The 16,585-nt window shown below is 38.3% G+C and carries 16 protein-coding genes; 3 read left to right on the forward strand and 13 right to left on the reverse strand.

Annotation, left to right across the window (positions count from 1 at the left end; translation table 11 throughout):
- From QXK50_08385 to bgaS, 13 genes are all read right to left on the reverse strand, one after another.
- A partial coding sequence (locus QXK50_08385) for an ABC transporter substrate-binding protein (GenBank protein MEM2009165.1) occupies window positions 1–2,087 on the reverse strand: 2,087 nt, incomplete at its 3' end.
- A gap of 120 nt (window positions 2,088–2,207) precedes the next feature.
- The gene (locus QXK50_08390) at window positions 2,208–3,662 is read right to left on the reverse strand and encodes an ABC transporter substrate-binding protein (protein ID MEM2009166.1); all 1,455 of its coding nucleotides are present in this window, start codon (window positions 3,660–3,662) and stop codon (window positions 2,208–2,210) included.
- 171 nt (window positions 3,663–3,833) lie between these two features.
- The gene (locus QXK50_08395) at window positions 3,834–4,409 is read right to left on the reverse strand and encodes a stage II sporulation protein M (GenBank protein MEM2009167.1); all 576 of its coding nucleotides are present in this window, start codon (window positions 4,407–4,409) and stop codon (window positions 3,834–3,836) included.
- 188 nt (window positions 4,410–4,597) lie between these two features.
- Window positions 4,598–5,368 (reverse strand): asparagine synthase-related protein, encoded by a 771-nt coding sequence (locus tag QXK50_08400; protein ID MEM2009168.1) that lies wholly within the window; start codon window positions 5,366–5,368, stop codon window positions 4,598–4,600.
- Window positions 5,368–5,991, reverse strand: a complete 624-nt coding sequence (locus tag QXK50_08405; protein MEM2009169.1) for an ATPase — start codon at window positions 5,989–5,991, stop codon at window positions 5,368–5,370. The genes QXK50_08400 and QXK50_08405 overlap by 1 nt, the downstream gene beginning before the upstream one ends.
- Before the next feature lie 2 nt (window positions 5,992–5,993).
- Entirely contained in the window at window positions 5,994–6,686 is a 693-nt protein-coding gene (locus QXK50_08410) for a ParB N-terminal domain-containing protein (GenBank protein MEM2009170.1), read from the reverse strand.
- Window positions 6,687–6,722: 36 nt separating this feature from the next.
- Window positions 6,723–7,697, reverse strand: coding sequence for a cobalamin biosynthesis protein (locus QXK50_08415; protein MEM2009171.1), 975 nt, complete (start codon window positions 7,695–7,697; stop codon window positions 6,723–6,725).
- Entirely contained in the window at window positions 7,664–8,479 is an 816-nt protein-coding gene (locus QXK50_08420; protein ID MEM2009172.1) for an adenosylcobinamide-GDP ribazoletransferase, read from the reverse strand. Before QXK50_08420 ends, QXK50_08415 begins: the two co-directional genes overlap by 34 nt.
- Window positions 8,472–9,515 (reverse strand): aminotransferase class I/II-fold pyridoxal phosphate-dependent enzyme, encoded by a 1,044-nt coding sequence (locus QXK50_08425; protein ID MEM2009173.1) that lies wholly within the window; start codon window positions 9,513–9,515, stop codon window positions 8,472–8,474. Before QXK50_08425 ends, QXK50_08420 begins: the two co-directional genes overlap by 8 nt.
- Window positions 9,479–10,024: an NTP transferase domain-containing protein gene (locus tag QXK50_08430; GenBank protein ID MEM2009174.1), complete on the reverse strand. Its 546-nt coding sequence runs from the start codon at window positions 10,022–10,024 to the stop codon at window positions 9,479–9,481. The genes QXK50_08425 and QXK50_08430 overlap by 37 nt, the downstream gene beginning before the upstream one ends.
- Before the next feature lie 95 nt (window positions 10,025–10,119).
- Window positions 10,120–10,602: a hypothetical protein gene (locus QXK50_08435; GenBank protein MEM2009175.1), complete on the reverse strand. Its 483-nt coding sequence runs from the start codon at window positions 10,600–10,602 to the stop codon at window positions 10,120–10,122.
- Window positions 10,599–10,820, reverse strand: a complete 222-nt coding sequence (locus tag QXK50_08440; protein ID MEM2009176.1) for a ribbon-helix-helix protein, CopG family — start codon at window positions 10,818–10,820, stop codon at window positions 10,599–10,601. The genes QXK50_08435 and QXK50_08440 overlap by 4 nt, the downstream gene beginning before the upstream one ends.
- On the reverse strand, window positions 10,817–12,361 hold the full coding sequence (gene bgaS / locus QXK50_08445; GenBank protein ID MEM2009177.1) for a beta-galactosidase BgaS: 1,545 nt from the start codon (window positions 12,359–12,361) through the stop codon (window positions 10,817–10,819). Before bgaS ends, QXK50_08440 begins: the two co-directional genes overlap by 4 nt.
- Before the next feature lie 168 nt (window positions 12,362–12,529).
- Between bgaS and QXK50_08450 the strand changes: the two genes are divergently transcribed.
- The 3 genes from QXK50_08450 (at window position 12,530) to QXK50_08460 (ending at window position 16,584) form a co-directional block, all read left to right on the forward strand.
- Window positions 12,530–14,563, forward strand: a complete 2,034-nt coding sequence (locus QXK50_08450; GenBank protein MEM2009178.1) for an ABC transporter substrate-binding protein — start codon at window positions 12,530–12,532, stop codon at window positions 14,561–14,563.
- Window positions 14,564–14,674: 111 nt separating this feature from the next.
- On the forward strand, window positions 14,675–15,688 hold the full coding sequence (locus QXK50_08455; protein ID MEM2009179.1) for an ABC transporter permease: 1,014 nt from the start codon (window positions 14,675–14,677) through the stop codon (window positions 15,686–15,688).
- A 2-nt stretch (window positions 15,689–15,690) separates the two neighbouring features.
- Complete coding sequence (locus tag QXK50_08460; protein ID MEM2009180.1) at window positions 15,691–16,584, forward strand: ABC transporter permease; 894 nt, start codon at window positions 15,691–15,693, stop codon at window positions 16,582–16,584.
- The last annotated feature ends 1 nt before the right edge of the window (window position 16,585 follow it).

Below are 16,585 nucleotides of genomic sequence, written 5' to 3' on the forward strand. Positions count from 1 at the left end.
GGTGAAGGAGTTGTTGTTGGTGTTGTTGGTGTTGGTGAAGGAGTTGTTGTTGGTGTTGTTGGTGTTGGTGAAGGAGTTGTTGTTGGTGTTGTTGGTGTTGGTGAAGGAGTTGTTGTTGGTGTTGTTGGTGTTGGTGAAGGAGTTGTTGTTGGTGTTGTTGTTAGTACTGGTCTACCTGATTCTATTCTGAAGCTTTTTGCTTCATATATTGTCCTTCTTAGATATTCGTTATACTTTTTCATAGATATGAGGGCTCCTCCTTCTTCTACTGGCGCTAACCACCATGGTTTTTCAATTGGTTTTCCTGTTGGTGTTAAGAAGAATACCACAGGTACACTACCCCACCATGATGGTAGCCACCATGGTCTCTGTGCATTTGGCCATCCATCCCAGTATTTATTGTTGTATATCCAGAATACTGGTGTATAGAATAATGGTATTGATGGTAGATCTTCGAATAGTATCTCTTGGATAGCGTAGGCCAGCTCTTTTTCACGTTCAGGATCTATTAGTGATCTCATCATTTCTTCAAATAATGCGTTCAACCTATCGTTTGTATAGCCTATCCATCTAGCCATGTTGCCCCATGGAGAGTATAGAGCATTTCCATAAGAGTTTCTAACATGGCCTACTTCATATGCTCCAGCACTCCAACACAATGTTGCTTCGAATCTACCGTTGGAGAAGCTTTCCCACCAAACTCTATAGTCAACAGCTTGTACTGCTACTTGTATACCTATATCTTTTAGTGCATCAGATATAAGTGAAGCTATGTTGTTCTCAAGAACAGCTCCTGCAGACACTAGTATTGTGAATCTCAAGGATGTTCCATCTGGAAGTTCTCTAACACCATCTTTATCTCTATCAACAATTCCTGCAGCATCAAGCATACCTCTTGCTTTAGCTAGATCTTGCTTAAGTAGACAGTCTGGTGTTCCCCAATACTTTTGACATGCTTCACGATTCACATAATCTTCGTATACACCTTCAGCAACAAATCCAACAACAGGTGCCTGTTTTACTAATCCTAATAAACCATATTCAGTAATATCTTCCCACGGTATAGCCCAGGCAATAGCTCTTCTTACCTCGACTCTCTGGAAGATAGGTAGATTGAGGTTGAGATATAGCCAGAAACTTGCTCCAGGTATGAAGTATGGCTGTACATCAGACCATGTCTTTATACCATACTTTGTTTTAAGTTCATCAACATTAGGTACAAATACTCCTGCTCCACCACCTATAATACCTAAAGCATCTATATCGCCTCTGGTTAAAGCTGATACTGCTACTGTAACATCTTTATAGTATATGAATGTTAGATACTTAGCTGCAGGAAGACCAAAGATATCTTTACCCCACCAATTATCTATTCTCTCATATACAACCTGAGTAGCATCTGCGAAATAAAGTTTGTAGGGTCCACTAACGACCTGTTTATCTGGGTCATCATTTCTCCACTGAACTCTCATGCCTTCGCCCATTTCATCAATAAGAGGTTTGAAGATATGTACCGGTACTGGTCTTATGAATAGTACGCATCCTATAGGGCCTCCAAGCCAATCCATAACTATTTCCTCTCTTGGTGGAGGTTCTTCACCTGGTGATCTAGCTATGTAGTACTTTAGTGTTTTATTATCGATTACCTCGTAGTTATATATACACCAGTCTCCCCATAGACCAGCACCTACTTGTCTGCTTAACTGGTAACCCTCTATTATGTCTCTACTAGTTATGGGTGTTCCATCGCTCCAGCGAGCTTCATCCCTTATGTGTAGCGTTATAGTGATTTCGTCTCCATTGAATTCTATCTTATCTATAAGGAATAAGAGCCAGTCCTGGGTTAATGTATTCTGAATAGCTACTGATGGGTATAGAATATGCCAGGCACCCCACTCCATACCACCCGTGCCTCCAGGAGCAAAGATGTTCCAGTTTAGTGTTGGTGCACCTATGTTTCCTATAACTAGAGACTCTTCACGTCTTGCTCTTTGCGCATTTATGTGTGTATTCGCTATAGCAAGAGCTGTGCTTAATAACATCATTAAGATGAAGAGATACACCAGGTGTTTGTTTCTTGAGATCAAAGGATCCACCCGGTCTGGTTTATTTACTTATATACTCCTTATTGTAAGCTTAAAAATTTATTTAGCATACCGTAAAAATCTAGATGAGATGAACAAGAGGATAGATAGTAATGAAAGATGCTAGCCCAGGTTCTGAATCAATATATTGAGTTTACTGATGATAGCGTCTTTAAATGTGCTCCTAAGCTTTTCTATATCTACACTATTGTTGCGAATGGCATTACCAAGTTCACGTGCTTTATCTAGCGTAAATACTGTTTTGCCACCTGTTAGAGGATCTATGAATTCTACAGGCTGACCCACCATATCGAGATACCTGTAATATTCTTCGAGAACTATCTCTCTGTTAATGTACTTCTCTACAATACGGTTCACGACTATCCTTAGCAGTTCTCTAACATCTTGATCTGCTATAATTGTGTCTCCGTAAAGAGCTATAGCTGGTGCTGCTTCACCCAGCACAAGCTCCATATTTACTGGCGATGCATAAAGATTCGTTATAGCTGGATCCCTATAGATTATCCTGGGGTTTGTATTGTTGTATCCTAGAACCGGTATGTAGAAACTCCATCCAGTTCTGTTTAGGAACATCTTATCTTGTGCTTCTGTCAAAACCCATCTGATTAGTCTATACATGCCTTCTAGACCATCATCAGTAGTTCTAGCAGCTATAGCTATAGGTGTGAACCAGAATCCTGTCTCATTCCTGGGAAATATTATCCGGAGTTTATCGGGAAACATAGAGTAAGCTGTATATGCGTCACCAAACTCCAGAACAGTGAGTAATGCTTTTCCAAAAGATATAGAGTCTCTCGCTTGACGAGTACCTGTCTCAAGTCTTGAGATAGAACCAAAGATCACGGATATCAATGTCCAGCCTTTCTCCCAACCGTACTTCGATAGAAGTGTATTAACTGTATTCATCATTGGTGCTCTATTAGTTACAGGATAGGCTGCTACAACGTTCCCTCCTTTAGTTATTACTGCAACGTATTCAGGTTTGATCAAGTCTATCCATGAACTCGGTACCTCTAATCCGTATTTGTTAGCGTAATCAGTGTTAACTAACCATGTGTATGGTACAAAGAACATTGCAATCCAGCACAATCTGCCATCATCTGTATACCCCTTGAGGAGTTCTGGTACATCTCTAGCTAATGCAAGGATTTCTGGATCGTCTATTGGGTGTAGAGCTCCTTCTCTACATAGAATAGTTATGTTGTATCTGTTCTGTCCTATAAATCCATCTACACTTCCATTAATGCCTGCAGCTTTCCATACTTTTGGATCTTCAATCCTTATAAATGATATATTCGTTATATTCAGCCTCATTGATGCAGAAGGAAGTACTACACCCACTCTAGGCATACCGCTTTCAGCGAAAAAGTATCTATTAAAATCGTCACAACCCCATTGACTCCATGTAGACATAATCTTCAAGGATATAGGCTTAAGCTGTTTAACTTCAGATGTTTCTTGCCGACCTGGTGATATAATGATATTGTATATACCAAACAATGCTATACCTAAGATGACTACAATTGCTACAACCATTAATACCGCGTTTTTCCTCATACCGATCACATATCTGGAATTCTTTCTACAGAATTTATAAAATTTAGAGACACTAGATCGAACAATGTTCTACACATTATCTATCCATGACCGAGAAACATATCATATCAATAAACTGTTTTTTCGTATGATATGATATGTAGTGATTTGCGGAAACTTGGATGGACATACTTAGTCAATGAGGCTAGAAACTATATATGGTGTTATGAAGGATTCTATGAAGCTGGCGACTAAGAGTAGTAGAACAATTATCAGGATTATTTTTGGAAGAATCTTCAATGTTTTAGCTATATCTTCTCTATTTCTTTTAAATACATATTTCCAGAAGTCTATACCGAGCTTAGTTCCAAAAGCTGACGCCATGAGTATTGCTGGAAGTTCGAAAACACCGTGAGGAGCTATAGCTACAAAGCCTAGGAGTGGTGAGCCTCCAGTCATAATAACCAACATTATCACCATACCTACAATAAACCCATTGGCAAAAACTATTGCGCCGGGAATAAATACAAGTAGACCTGAGGCTATAGATATGGCCGCAACTAGTAGGTTCCTTCTAAATATATAGAAAGCTGTATCAATGCTATAGAATTCTATAGGGATATCTCCGTAAGCTTGCTTGATCATATCATTTACTGTTTGAAGCTCGTTTGGCTCAAACATCACGAGATATAGTGTAGCAAAAGAGCCTAGAAGCCAACTCACTATGAATATAATGACCATGACCAGGAAAAACATCTTCAGAGACACAACATTCACCTCTAGATATGTGCCACAAACTACTGGACTAATATACTGATTTACAGCTATATATTTCTACCTCAATGTATGTCGCTATGATGGTTGGCTAAGCCAAACTACGTGTATTTGTTTTAATCAGTACTTCAATAGAATGGGTTATGGATAATACATAACCATGTCTTTAGATTCAATTGGTTCTAGTAATCGTATATAGATCTGCATATAGATACAGTTCCTGCACCATCTTCAGCTGGCGTCTTTATTCTCTGACTGATAACATGTAGATCTCTTGACCTTAGTATCTCTCTCAAGATTTCTTTTCCCTGCATTTTCTCTGATCTCAAACAATTTATCGGTATCTTGAACGCTATATCCAGTACTTCTCTATCTAGGAGTAGGGCTACAGCCTTTACACCTATACACTTTGCTATTTCTAGCTCTGGGTATCTACTATAAGCTAACCTGTTAATGGTTTCCTCAAGTTCTTTTTCAACAAGTTTTAATAGAAAGCTATAGCCAGCGAAAACCTCATCTCCACCACTTCCTGTATAGATACATCTACATCCATCTCTTTTGGCTTCTCTAAGTACTGAATAGAAAACTATATCGTTTCTGATCTCTATACATCCACCATCTCTATGCGAGTCAATTCTATCCCTACCTATACACCCAATAACACTGCTCACCAGATTATCGATATCTCCTTGATCTATATAGATGTACTTAACATCTATATTGAAGAGCTTAGCTATATGGTTTACATATACAAGATCTTTCGGAAGACCTTGTCTATATACAGCCGTATAGCCTCTAGGCTTATAGCCAGCTGATATACTTGCTAAAAGCACTAGTGATGTGTCTATTCCACCACTTAAAGCAATACAATCACATCTATACTTCTCTACAGATTCCACCAGCACATTGAACATCTTCTCTACATATATACTGCAGGGCATGGAGACTCTCATTAGATCAGCCTCAAGATAATGTAGCTACCATAGCTTTCAGATCCTATAGTCTTGTAGCCGAGAGTAGATCTGTGGAGTGGTCCTGTTAAAACTACTGTATGGTATTCGCCTTTTTCTCCTAGAGGATCTACACCTATTTTTAGCGCTTTTTCGACAAATAGATCGACATTACTTTTACCTAGTTCTACACCAAGCCATTCACTTAAACTCTCTATACACCCTATTATGAGTGGTTTTACACCATCATTGAGCTCTCTATAGAGAAGATCAAGAGAATCTAAACCCCATAGAGGTTCAACAAGTGTTGCTCCTACTTCTTTAGCGAGTTTCTCCATATAGTTCAGATGCTCATCAACATACACATCTCCAGCAACTATAACATCTACCTGAAGCTTCTTAAGCAGATCAACTGTCTCCATAAACTCTCTACCTCTAGTAAGCCTTGCCACAGTAACCGGTATTTCGGCTAGAAGAAGTGTCTCAATAGATTTACCTATGTTGAGTAGATGTGGACTTGGTCTCGGAAACTCGTATACAAGCACTATACCTAGATCCACTTTTCTACCATATCGATAGACAGCGTAGTAGGAATCCTTGCCTCCAGATAGAAAAGCTACATACATATTCAGACACCAAGCTTTTGGAGAAGCTTTAAGGGATAGATTACGTAGAGATTCTTGAGATAGGTCTTGTGGTATGTTGTTCTAGGAGGAAAAGTCTCACTTTTTGTAGCAACTCTATAGATATCTTCTGGCTCTAGTTTTGGCATCAATACACATATATCTGAATAATAACATTTATCTATGTTTATAGGAATCTTAACCATATCGAATAACGTATTTGAGGAACCAAGTTCTTTAAACGCTAGATAAACATCAATTCTATCAATATTCAAAACCATCATTATATCACCCACCTTAACCATCATTTCATCGCTACCTCTCTTAACCATAGACTCTAGCTCTTCTACAGTCTTTACCACAGATCTATAGTCTATCAATCTACTTGACCCAATATACATCCATCCACCAACATCATCTACATCTCTGTAGTCAGCTAAATAAGCTGGAACTACTTTTATACCAAGAAATTTTAGAGCATTAAGTCTATGATGACCATCGATAACTATAAGCCTGTTCTTTTCCACAATAATAGGCTTCCTTAAAGCTCCATCAACACTTATTGAGCCTAGAACTCTAGAACTATGTATAGGGTCGATATCTTCGTGAGGAACAACATCATCTATGTAGAGTAGAACTAGATCAGCAAGACAATCAATACATGGATTCTCCTGGATTCTATATCTCTTTATTGGCATTTTACGCTACCTCAGAATTGTTAACATGATCTATCACTATATGTTAGCTAAGTATATAAGATGATGTACAGATAACGCCAAGAGATGTAGAACAACTACATAGACTATAGATACATAGATAGAGAGTTTTACAGCTTTTAGTATATCGATATGTGTTGGTAAATGAAATTCTCTACCTATAGTATAGCTCTCAATCTTTTCAAGCTTAACACCTAGACATCCAGCTGTAGCCGCCATAGGGTTTCCAGCATTTATGCTTTCTGTAGATCTTCTATCTCTTAAATATATGTACCAACTTCTTCGAATAGATCCACCAACAATAGAACATAAAGCTAGCGTAATTAGTGCAGTTAATCTTGCTGGAACAAAATTGAGGAATGTATCTACTTTTGCTGAAAACCATCCTATATCCTTAAACATAGGCTCTCTATAACCTACTGCAGAATCCATTGTATTAGCTAACCTCTGGATTAATGCTCCTATGCAGCCTAGAAAGAGGTAGAAGAATAGTGGTGATGTAAATCCGTCTACAAGACTCTCAAACAGAGACTCTATAGCGGCTGAAGCTATGTGGCCTTCATAAAGATTTTCAACATTTCTTCTAACGATATTTGAGACAGTTTTTCGAGCATGCACTATATCTCTATTCTTAAGATGTAGATAAACAGCTTTAACATAGTCTAGAAGCAGTTTTAGTGATAGAGAGACCTTCAAGAGATATATAGAGAATAATATCCAGAGAACTCTATGTATAGAGTTAAACACATAGAGAACAAACATATATAGAGCTGTATGGATAAAGACTGTGGCAATCCATAGAGCTACACCCATTAACCTATTCTTCGGAAGCTTTTTGTAGAGAATCATGACGAATCTATACGATGTGTGTACAGGATGTATCTTGTACATTATCCCGCTGTGGTATGGGTAGAGAAAATCAAGTATAAGAGCGCCTAAGAGTATTGAAGAGAACTCCACTATATCTCTAGGGAGAATCCAATCCAGATCCATAGATCTACACCTATAACATGTATAGTCATAACCATTAGATAGCATAGCTCAGATACAAAGCCCAGCACATCGCCATTAACGAAACCCAGAACCTTACTGGATAACACATAGGTAGAGATTACAGCAATAATGAAAGCAACAGCTAGTAACATGATTAATGGAACTACTGTAGTGTGTATAGAGAACATAAGGGCTATAGTTAAAGCAACTGCTATAGCTATACCGAGAAACACATCTATGTCTCTGACACTATGCTTGAATACTCTACCTATACCTTCTGGAGGTTCTCTACCTAGATAAGATAGTGTAGGCATGGAAACTATAGACCATACTTCAGCAGAAATAATCAAAACTATTGATATATCTGGTCTTGTCTTGATCAAGATGCTAAGTATCGATGAATATAGTCCTAAAACAAATAGCACGAATATCGCTATTGCGTAAGAACCTCTATACCTATCTTTAACAACTCTATACGCATCTACACCAAATCTATATGCCAAGACAGCTTCTGAGAAATCTATAAAACCATCTACATGTAGAAATCCCTGCATAATATAGTGCATAGCTATTACCGTAAACGTCGCTAGAAAAGGTGCATCTATATCTACTATATATAGTATATAGAGTGGGAGAATAGTGAATAATCCACGTATCAAACCAATAATCGGGAGAAGGTATAGAGATCCAAAAACAAGAGTATTAGATCTCAACCTATGTGGTAAAGGTATTGGTGTTAAAAAGGATAAAAGTGCGAAAAAGTTCTTCAATACTTTAACCAAGAGCTATCTCCTTACTGAGTATATCGAGTAACTCATCGTTTTCTTTAGCTTGCCTTATAGCCATCCTAATGAAGCTAGGTCCAAGACCTTTGAAACTAGTGCAGCTTCTTACAGCTATACCTTTCTTCCGAAGATCTCTAGATATACGGTCGCCTCCCCCAACTTCAACTAGAATGAAATTAGTATCGCTTTCAAATACAGTTAGACCCATATCTATAAGCTTTCTACTAACTCTCTTCTTCTCATTCTCTATATACCTTCGTGAATACTCTATAAATTCCTTAAATTCGTTCTCGTATTCAACTAAACCCAGAGCTAAACACTCTGCTAAGCTATTTACATTCCACGGCTGTCTAACTATATCTATCTTCCTATACAGTTCATCATCTTCTGTATACAGAAAACCTAGTCTAATGCCTGGTAGAGAGAGCCATTTAGTTAGAGATCTCACAAAAATAATGTTCTTGGGAAGATCATGCCCTACCTCTATAGAGCATCTACTACAAAGCTCTATATAAGCTTCATCTACTAGAACTCTAGCTCTACATCTAGAGAGATATGGAATAAGAACATTTTTGTCTATATAGATGCCTAAAGGATTATTGGGATTAGTCACAATTATGAGTGTATCCTCATCGAGACATGCTTCATCTAGATGTGATAGATCTAGATAGAATCTCGAGCCATCTCTTCTATAAAATACGCTACGATACTCTATACCAAGAACATGGGATACATCTTCATATTCACCATAAGAAGGCTCTAGAACAACTACAGTTCTTGGTCTAACTGCAATTAGTGTGAGATTCACTGCCTCTCCAGCTCCTGCTGTAGGTAGCACATTTTCTTCTCTACATCTATAGAATCTAGCTAGAGCTCTGCGTAGATCTCTATAACTATAGTCTGGATACTTATCAAGAACTCTATTCCTAACACATCTATCTATAATGCTATAGACTATTTGTGGAGGTCCTAGAGGATTAAGATTAGAACTAAAATCTATTCTCGCTTCTCTATCTCCTCCATGGATACGCATATCTCTCTAGCCCACTCAAGATCTTCATATGTATCTATATCTCTTAGCTCCTTAACCTCTTCAAAATATATATTCATCCAGTTCCCACTAGATCTCCTGAAAAACGATATACCAGACTCTCTACAAACACTATCTCTACAAACCATCAATGTAACAACATCTGCTTCACACTTTATTGCCTTAGCCAGGAACTCCTCAACAATACCTATTGATAGGAAAGGCATATCTGATGGTAGAATAAGTACAGGGAAAGACACTTTATTCAGAATAAAGTCTAGATCGTAAACATAACCTGCTCCAGGACATATAACAACCTCAATATCATCACTATCCTCAACATTATGAACATCTTCTGCTCTTAAACAAATATACACCTTCCTCCTCTCTTTGACACCTTTAGCCACCTCTACAGCAATATCTATTAACCTCTTACCACATACCTTTAGAAAAGGCTTCTTTAAACCACCCAATCTTGAACCTCTACCACCAGCCATAACAACTACATCCAACTCTATTCCACCACTTCAGAAACTTATCTAATACAAAGAAGAAATTATTACTGTAGACCGAATTACATAGCTTATATATCTCTTTGTATCTATTTCTATCTTTTGCTACTTTCGCTGATCACAAGTTCTCTAACCTTACTCACAAGTTCTTCTACACTCATCACCATGAGGCCGTATCTTCTGTAGATTTCATAATCAGCTGGATCTGCTGCAACTAGTATGTATCCTTTCTCTAGAGCTATAGCTACATTTATCAGATCAACATTATCGGGATTTATTGAGTGATGAAGTAGATCGCTCTTCATTAATGCTACTTTACTGACTATTCTATCATCTACATTCACTATATCGTATATCTGTTTCAAAACATCTATGACTTGTATTTGTGAGTTAATTCTCTTAATGTAGTAGAGATAGGCTAAAAAATCTATGAGCGATAATATTGAGACATGTATTTTTGTTTTAGCTAATATAAGTGGAACCAGATTCTTGTACTCACTACTGTGCAGTAGTGCTAAAGCTGGTGCATCAACTAAGAGCTCGAATTTTTCAAGAATATCCTCTATACTGAGGTTCAACGATTGCTACCTTGCTTACGCTTTATCTGTCTGAAGAACGCTGTAGCTTCTTCAGGATCTATGTCTATACTTATTCTCTCTATGTTTTCTCTAGCTACATTCATATGCCATCTCTTGATGAGCTCGTTTATTAATTCATTGAACGATTGACATCCCATTTTATCCTTAAGCTCTCTAAGCTTTCTCCAAGTCTCTTCATCTACAGCTATTGTCTTCATCTTCTATCACCCATATTGATTAGATGCCTTAGATAGTCTCTAGGTATTGAATTACTCGTCACTATCTGTTTGTAAATATTGGCAGAATGCCTGGCTCTTCTCTCTTTAGTAATCAGATCTACTTCATATAAACCGAACTTCTGTTTAAAGCCGTGAGTCCATTCGTAGTTGTCTGTAAGTGCCCAATGAAGATAACCTTTAACATCTATTCCCCTCTCTACAGCCAATAGAATGACATATAAATGGTTTACCAGATACGATGGCCTGAGAATATCTTTAGAGTCGGATACACCATTCTCAGTTACATATATTACGCTACTACATCTACGCCCTACATCAAGAGCTTCTAAAAGCCCTTCCGGATACATCTCCCATCCCATCCCATCACACTTCCTACCTGCTTTCGAAAGCCCATAAGGTATACACGCATATCCATATCCACTTACAGCCTCGAAATCCAGAATAGGATAACCTTCAAATCTACCCGGTCGTCTCCTTACAACAATTCTTGTATAGTAGTTTATGCCGAGCCAGTCAAGAGAATGTCCAAGCACCTTAGGATTTAATATTGTTTTACCATCTAACACTTCATCAAATCTTCCATGAACTATAGCTTCCAGTAGCAAATGGTTATGAAAATACGAGTAATGCTCACTAGCTCTACTAGATTCTTCATCGCCTACAGTATGTGAAGGAATTATGTTGTGAACAATACCTACTTCTGCAGAAGAACTAGAATCCTCATCAGCTTTAACGGTATCGAATCTCTTGATAACCCTGTATGCTAGAGCATGAGCTACAGCGATATTTAGTAAAGCTTTAGGTACGATATCTGGTCTATTAACACCAGGTGGAAAACCACTATAAGTCCCCATATACCCAAGTTCTACTGGAACCATAGGCTCATTAAATGTAACCCACATATCAACAATATCTCCGAATTTCCATGCAACATAAGCAGCAAATTTTGCGAACTCTATTGGAAAACTATCTTCTACAACTCCACGAGGACCCTTGTTTAAACAACTAGCTCTGGCTCTAATGGGGTTATGTATCCAGTAGGGGAAAGTGAAATGCGAGAGATTCAGTATTACTTTGAATCCCCTGCTCCTAAGGTCCAGTATAATGTTTCTATAAATGTCTATTGCATTATGATCTGCCAACTCATCCAATTGATTAAGGACTTCATCAGTTACCTTAACATCTCTAACTATACCATATCCATCAAACTCTACATCAACTTCTACAAATTTCGTAGAAAAAGGAAATACCCTGCTCCACTCAATACCTAACCTATATAGGTTCAGCCTCATGTGTTCAGCAATCTCGTGATCTACTTTATAGAGCTCCAGATAGTTTACGCCATCTTCAGGAAGATCCCCACTCACCAGCTTCATGGATATATTTACAGGATCTCTAACCCAATGCCACCAATCAGTATTTACATCTAGATACCTTCTATACTCATCACCCATTTCAAACTGGAATCCAGATTCAGACACACCCCATCTGAACCTCTCTGGAAACTCTAAAACACTCATACCTCTCCCCTAAAATTGGGGTTCCGTGCTCTCTAAACATGTTTATGCATGTTGCTACGCTATGAAGATTATAGCTCTATAGCTTATATTTATATGTGCGGTTTATAACTTTTATTAAAATTTATAAACCCATCCAAACGTTGTATAATTACAGAACCGGTGTTGTATATGGATGTCAAAATTAGGAATAGGATTACTGCATTGATGTTAACATTAGCTGTAGCCATAGCAGTACTATTACCATGTATATCCACTCTAAACGCACAGATGCCACCAAGAGAGCAGATGCTCGTTATAGGTGGAGCCTATTGGGAGCCTCCTAAAAAGTTCAATCCATTCAATTATGGAGGTTCTGTATCAGGTGTAGTTGGATTAATATATGAGCCTCTCTATCTATGGATACCCATTAAGTCTGAAGCTGAGAGATGGTATCCATGGATAGCCGCAGAACTACCTAAATGGATTTCAGCTACAGAAGTTGAGATAAAGATTAGGACAGAAGCAAAATGGTGGGACGGTAGAGATGTTACAGCAGAAGATGTTAGATTCACATTCTATGATGTTCCAAGAAAAGTTACAACAGCCTCATGGGCTGGTGTAAGAAACTATATAGATGATGTCGTGGTAGTAGATTCTAAAACAGTTAGATTCAAACTCAATCCAGATACAGCTAACTATGCAGACTTCCTCTTCCAGCTATACTCTGCACCCATACTACCAAAACACTTCTATGAAAGCTATGTGAATCAATATGGAGATGAACTTACAGATCTCGCTAAATGGACTGCTGTTGCTCCAGATAAAGATCCTAGAAAACTTGTTGGAAGCGGAATGTATAAAGTCTACTCTGTAGCTGATGATCATTTCATTCTAGAGAGAGTTGATAACTGGTGGGGTAAAGCAGTATTTGGGCTACCTCAACCTAAGTACATAAAGGGTGTTGTTGTCTATAGCAATCAAGTAGCAGCCAATATGCTTGGAGCTGGAGAACTAGACTGGAGCTGCTTCTATATACCTGGAGGACCCGACATGATTAAGAGAGGTTTAGCAGTATCATACTATAGCAAAGAACCTTACTACCTATCTGCTAACGTAGCATTCCTCTTCGTCAATACACAGAAGAAGCCCTTCGATGATGCGAAATTCAGAAGAGCTATGTACTATGCAATAAACGTTGATAAGATAATATCTGCAGCATTTGAAGGTGTTGTTATGCCATCTAATCCTGTTGGACTTCTACCATACTGGGAGAAATATCTTGCAAAAGATCTTCTAGCAAGATACGACTACAGATACAACCCAGAGAAAGCTAAACAGATCTTAGATGAAGCTGGATACAAGGATAAAAATGGAGATGGATGGAGGGATATGCCTGATGGTACACCAATAAGTATAAAGATCATAGTTCCATATGGATGGACAGACTGGATGTTCGCCATAATCAATATAGCAGAAGATCTAAGAGCCGTAGGTATATATGCTGAAGCTATATTCCCAGACTTCGGTAAATACATAGAGGAAATAGATAAAGCTACATTTGATGCAGCTATAAACAACTTTGGATCATTCGCAACACCACTACCATACAGTCTATACTACTGGGCATACAACGCAACACCAGGTATATGGACCGGTAGCCATGGAAGATACTATAACCCGAAGCTAAACGACTTGATATACCAGTTAGGAAGAACACCACCAGATCAAGAAGCCCAAATCGCTAACATACTTAGACAAATACAGGAAATACTGCTCGAAGAAATGCCTGCACTACCACTATGGTACAACGGATACTGGTTCCTAGCATCAACAAAATACTGGACAGGATGGCCAAATGAAGAAGATCCATATGGTGTTCCAACTATTTGGAATGGTCAATGGCAACATGGTGGCGTACTAACACTACTTAAACTAAAGTCATCAACTGTAACTCCTTCACCAACTCCTTCACCAACTCCTTCACCAACTCCTTCACCAACTCCTTCACCAACTCCAGTGCCTGGTACTGTCACCATAACGGTATCTGTTAAAGAAACTGTTAAAGAAACTGTAACTGTAAGAGTTGTAGAAACTGTTAAAGAAACTGTTAAAGAAACTGTAACTGAGGTTCCATGGGGTACTGTTGCAGGTATTGTAGTTGTAGTTGCTATTATATGTATTGTTGGGACATATTTTGGTGCAACTAGATTAGGTAAACGTTAACACAATATTATTTTTTAAAATCATTTTGTTTTGGTGAATCATGTGTTCATTAACTATTATAAATCTCTTTAAGTATGATTACTAGGTGATGGATGTCTAGGTGATGGATGTATGTCGCTCAAAAGATATCTAATAAAGAGAGGTATCACTTATATTGTTGTTTTTGTTGTAGCTATAACTATTGTATGGGCTCTCGTTAGATTTGCTCCAGGGGATCCGGGACTCACAGCAGTAATGAGGTCTTTTATGGCTCCAGGTGTTAGATATACAGAAGAACAGATAGAGGAATTTAAACAGAGAGCTAGAGCTATGCTGGGTCTAGATCTACCACTACATGAACAGTATATACTTTTCTGGGCCAGGTTGCTTCAGGGAGATCTCGGATGGAGTATGTATTATAGTGCACCAGTTGCACCTAAGCTTGTAGAAGTTCTGACATATGATCTGATCCTTATAACTCCTGCAGTAATAGTGAGCTGGTTTTTAGGTAACTGGATAGGAGCTCTAGCAGCAAGACACAGAAAGCTTGATAGAGTGTTTATACCGATAATATATGTGTTAACCTCTATACCCTACTTCCTACTAGGATTAGCATTTGCCTATATACTTGGTGTTGTATATCCTGTCTTCAAGCCAACGATAATGAGGACAGATATAGATCCATTCCTTAGTTCACCAAGTATTGAAACATTTTCGATGTTCATGAAGGCATATACATTGCCATTTCTATCAATGGTCTTGGTATCTCTTGGTGGATGGGCTTCAGGTATGAGGACTCTCATGATCTATGAGCTTGAATCTAATTATGCACGATTCATGGAGTCTCTAGGTTTCTCAGAAAGAAAAGTAGCTGGTTATGCATTTAGATATGCCATAAATCCACAGATAACCGGGCTAGGAATACAGATAGGGACTATTATTGTTGCAGGAATAGTAGTGTCATCAGTATTCAATTACCCAGGTGCTGGTATAGCCCTCATCTACGCTATAAACTTTAGAGATATATTCTTGATACAGGGTATAACGATATTCTATACCCTTATGGTTATAGTTGCCAACTTTATAATAGATATCCTATATGCTGTGATAGACCCGAGGATAAGGCTTGGTGTTGTAGGTGCATAGATATGAGTGAGAGAAAGATTATATTGGGATTGCTTAAAAAGAATACCAGATTTTGGGTATGTCTATCACTAGTACTAGTCATAGTAATTTTGGCATTAATAGGGCCTCTTGTAACTCCCTATAAGCCGAATCAACCCGTAGTGAGAGATGGTAAATACCTACGGTCTTTACCGCCAACTATAGAGCATATGCATCTATTTGGTGTAGATAATCTTGGATACGATGTATTTGCAGCATCTGTATATGGTTTAAGGGTTTCGCTTAGTGTTGGCGCTATAGCTGCTATAGTAGCAACAGTTGTTGGTGTGATACTGGGTTTGACAGCTGGATATATTGGTGGATGGGCAGATCTAGTGATAGATGGTGCCACAAATGTGCTTCTAGCGATGCCGCCAGTATTCATAATGATAATGGTTGGAACATTCTATATAGTTGGTCTAGGGATGCCCGGAAGAGAACTCCAGAATATACTGTTCCTGGGATGCTTGATAGGGCTTCTCTCGTGGCATTGGACAGCAAGAGCTGTTAGATCACAAGTTGCTGCACTAAAGGTTAGCGACTTTATAGCTATCTCTAGACTTAGTGGAAACCACCCCATAAAGATTATAGTGAAAGATGTATTACCCAATATAGCTTCCTACATACTTCTGGTATTCGTTATCCAGTTAGCCAATGCACTATCTACTGCTGTAACTCTTGAGTTTCTAGGGATTAAGGCAGCGGAATGGTCTCTATTTGCAAGAGTACAGCAATGGCTCCAGATGGGTGCACTAATAACTGGTGTTTGGTGGGCTTTATTTCTACCTGGAGTAGTTATAGTTATGTTGATAGCTTCTCTATACATTATTGTTCTAGCTCTTGAAGAAGTGTTCAATCCGAGGTTAAGAAGGGTATAGA

Source organism: Ignisphaera sp., from assembly GCA_038831005.1.
Taxonomy (GTDB): Archaea; Thermoproteota; Thermoprotei_A; order Sulfolobales; family Ignisphaeraceae; genus Ignisphaera.

Coding starts and splice junctions, on each gene's coding strand:
- QXK50_08390 (MEM2009166.1), bottom strand. CDS start 3,662: ATGAGGAAAAACGCGGTATTAATGGTTGTAGCAATTGTAGTCATCTTA.
- QXK50_08400 (MEM2009168.1), bottom strand. CDS start 5,368: ATGAGAGTCTCCATGCCCTGCAGTATATATGTAGAGAAGATGTTCAAT.
- QXK50_08405 (MEM2009169.1), bottom strand. CDS start 5,991: ATGTATGTAGCTTTTCTATCTGGAGGCAAGGATTCCTACTACGCTGTC.
- QXK50_08410 (MEM2009170.1), bottom strand. CDS start 6,686: ATGCCAATAAAGAGATATAGAATCCAGGAGAATCCATGTATTGATTGT.
- QXK50_08415 (MEM2009171.1), bottom strand. CDS start 7,697: ATGGATCTGGATTGGATTCTCCCTAGAGATATAGTGGAGTTCTCTTCA.
- QXK50_08425 (MEM2009173.1), bottom strand. CDS start 9,515: ATGCGTATCCATGGAGGAGATAGAGAAGCGAGAATAGATTTTAGTTCT.
- QXK50_08440 (MEM2009176.1), bottom strand. CDS start 10,820: ATGAAGACAATAGCTGTAGATGAAGAGACTTGGAGAAAGCTTAGAGAG.
- bgaS (MEM2009177.1), bottom strand. CDS start 12,361: ATGAGTGTTTTAGAGTTTCCAGAGAGGTTCAGATGGGGTGTGTCTGAA.
- QXK50_08450 (MEM2009178.1), top strand. CDS start 12,530: ATGGATGTCAAAATTAGGAATAGGATTACTGCATTGATGTTAACATTA.
- QXK50_08455 (MEM2009179.1), top strand. CDS start 14,675: ATGTCGCTCAAAAGATATCTAATAAAGAGAGGTATCACTTATATTGTT.
- QXK50_08460 (MEM2009180.1), top strand. CDS start 15,691: ATGAGTGAGAGAAAGATTATATTGGGATTGCTTAAAAAGAATACCAGA.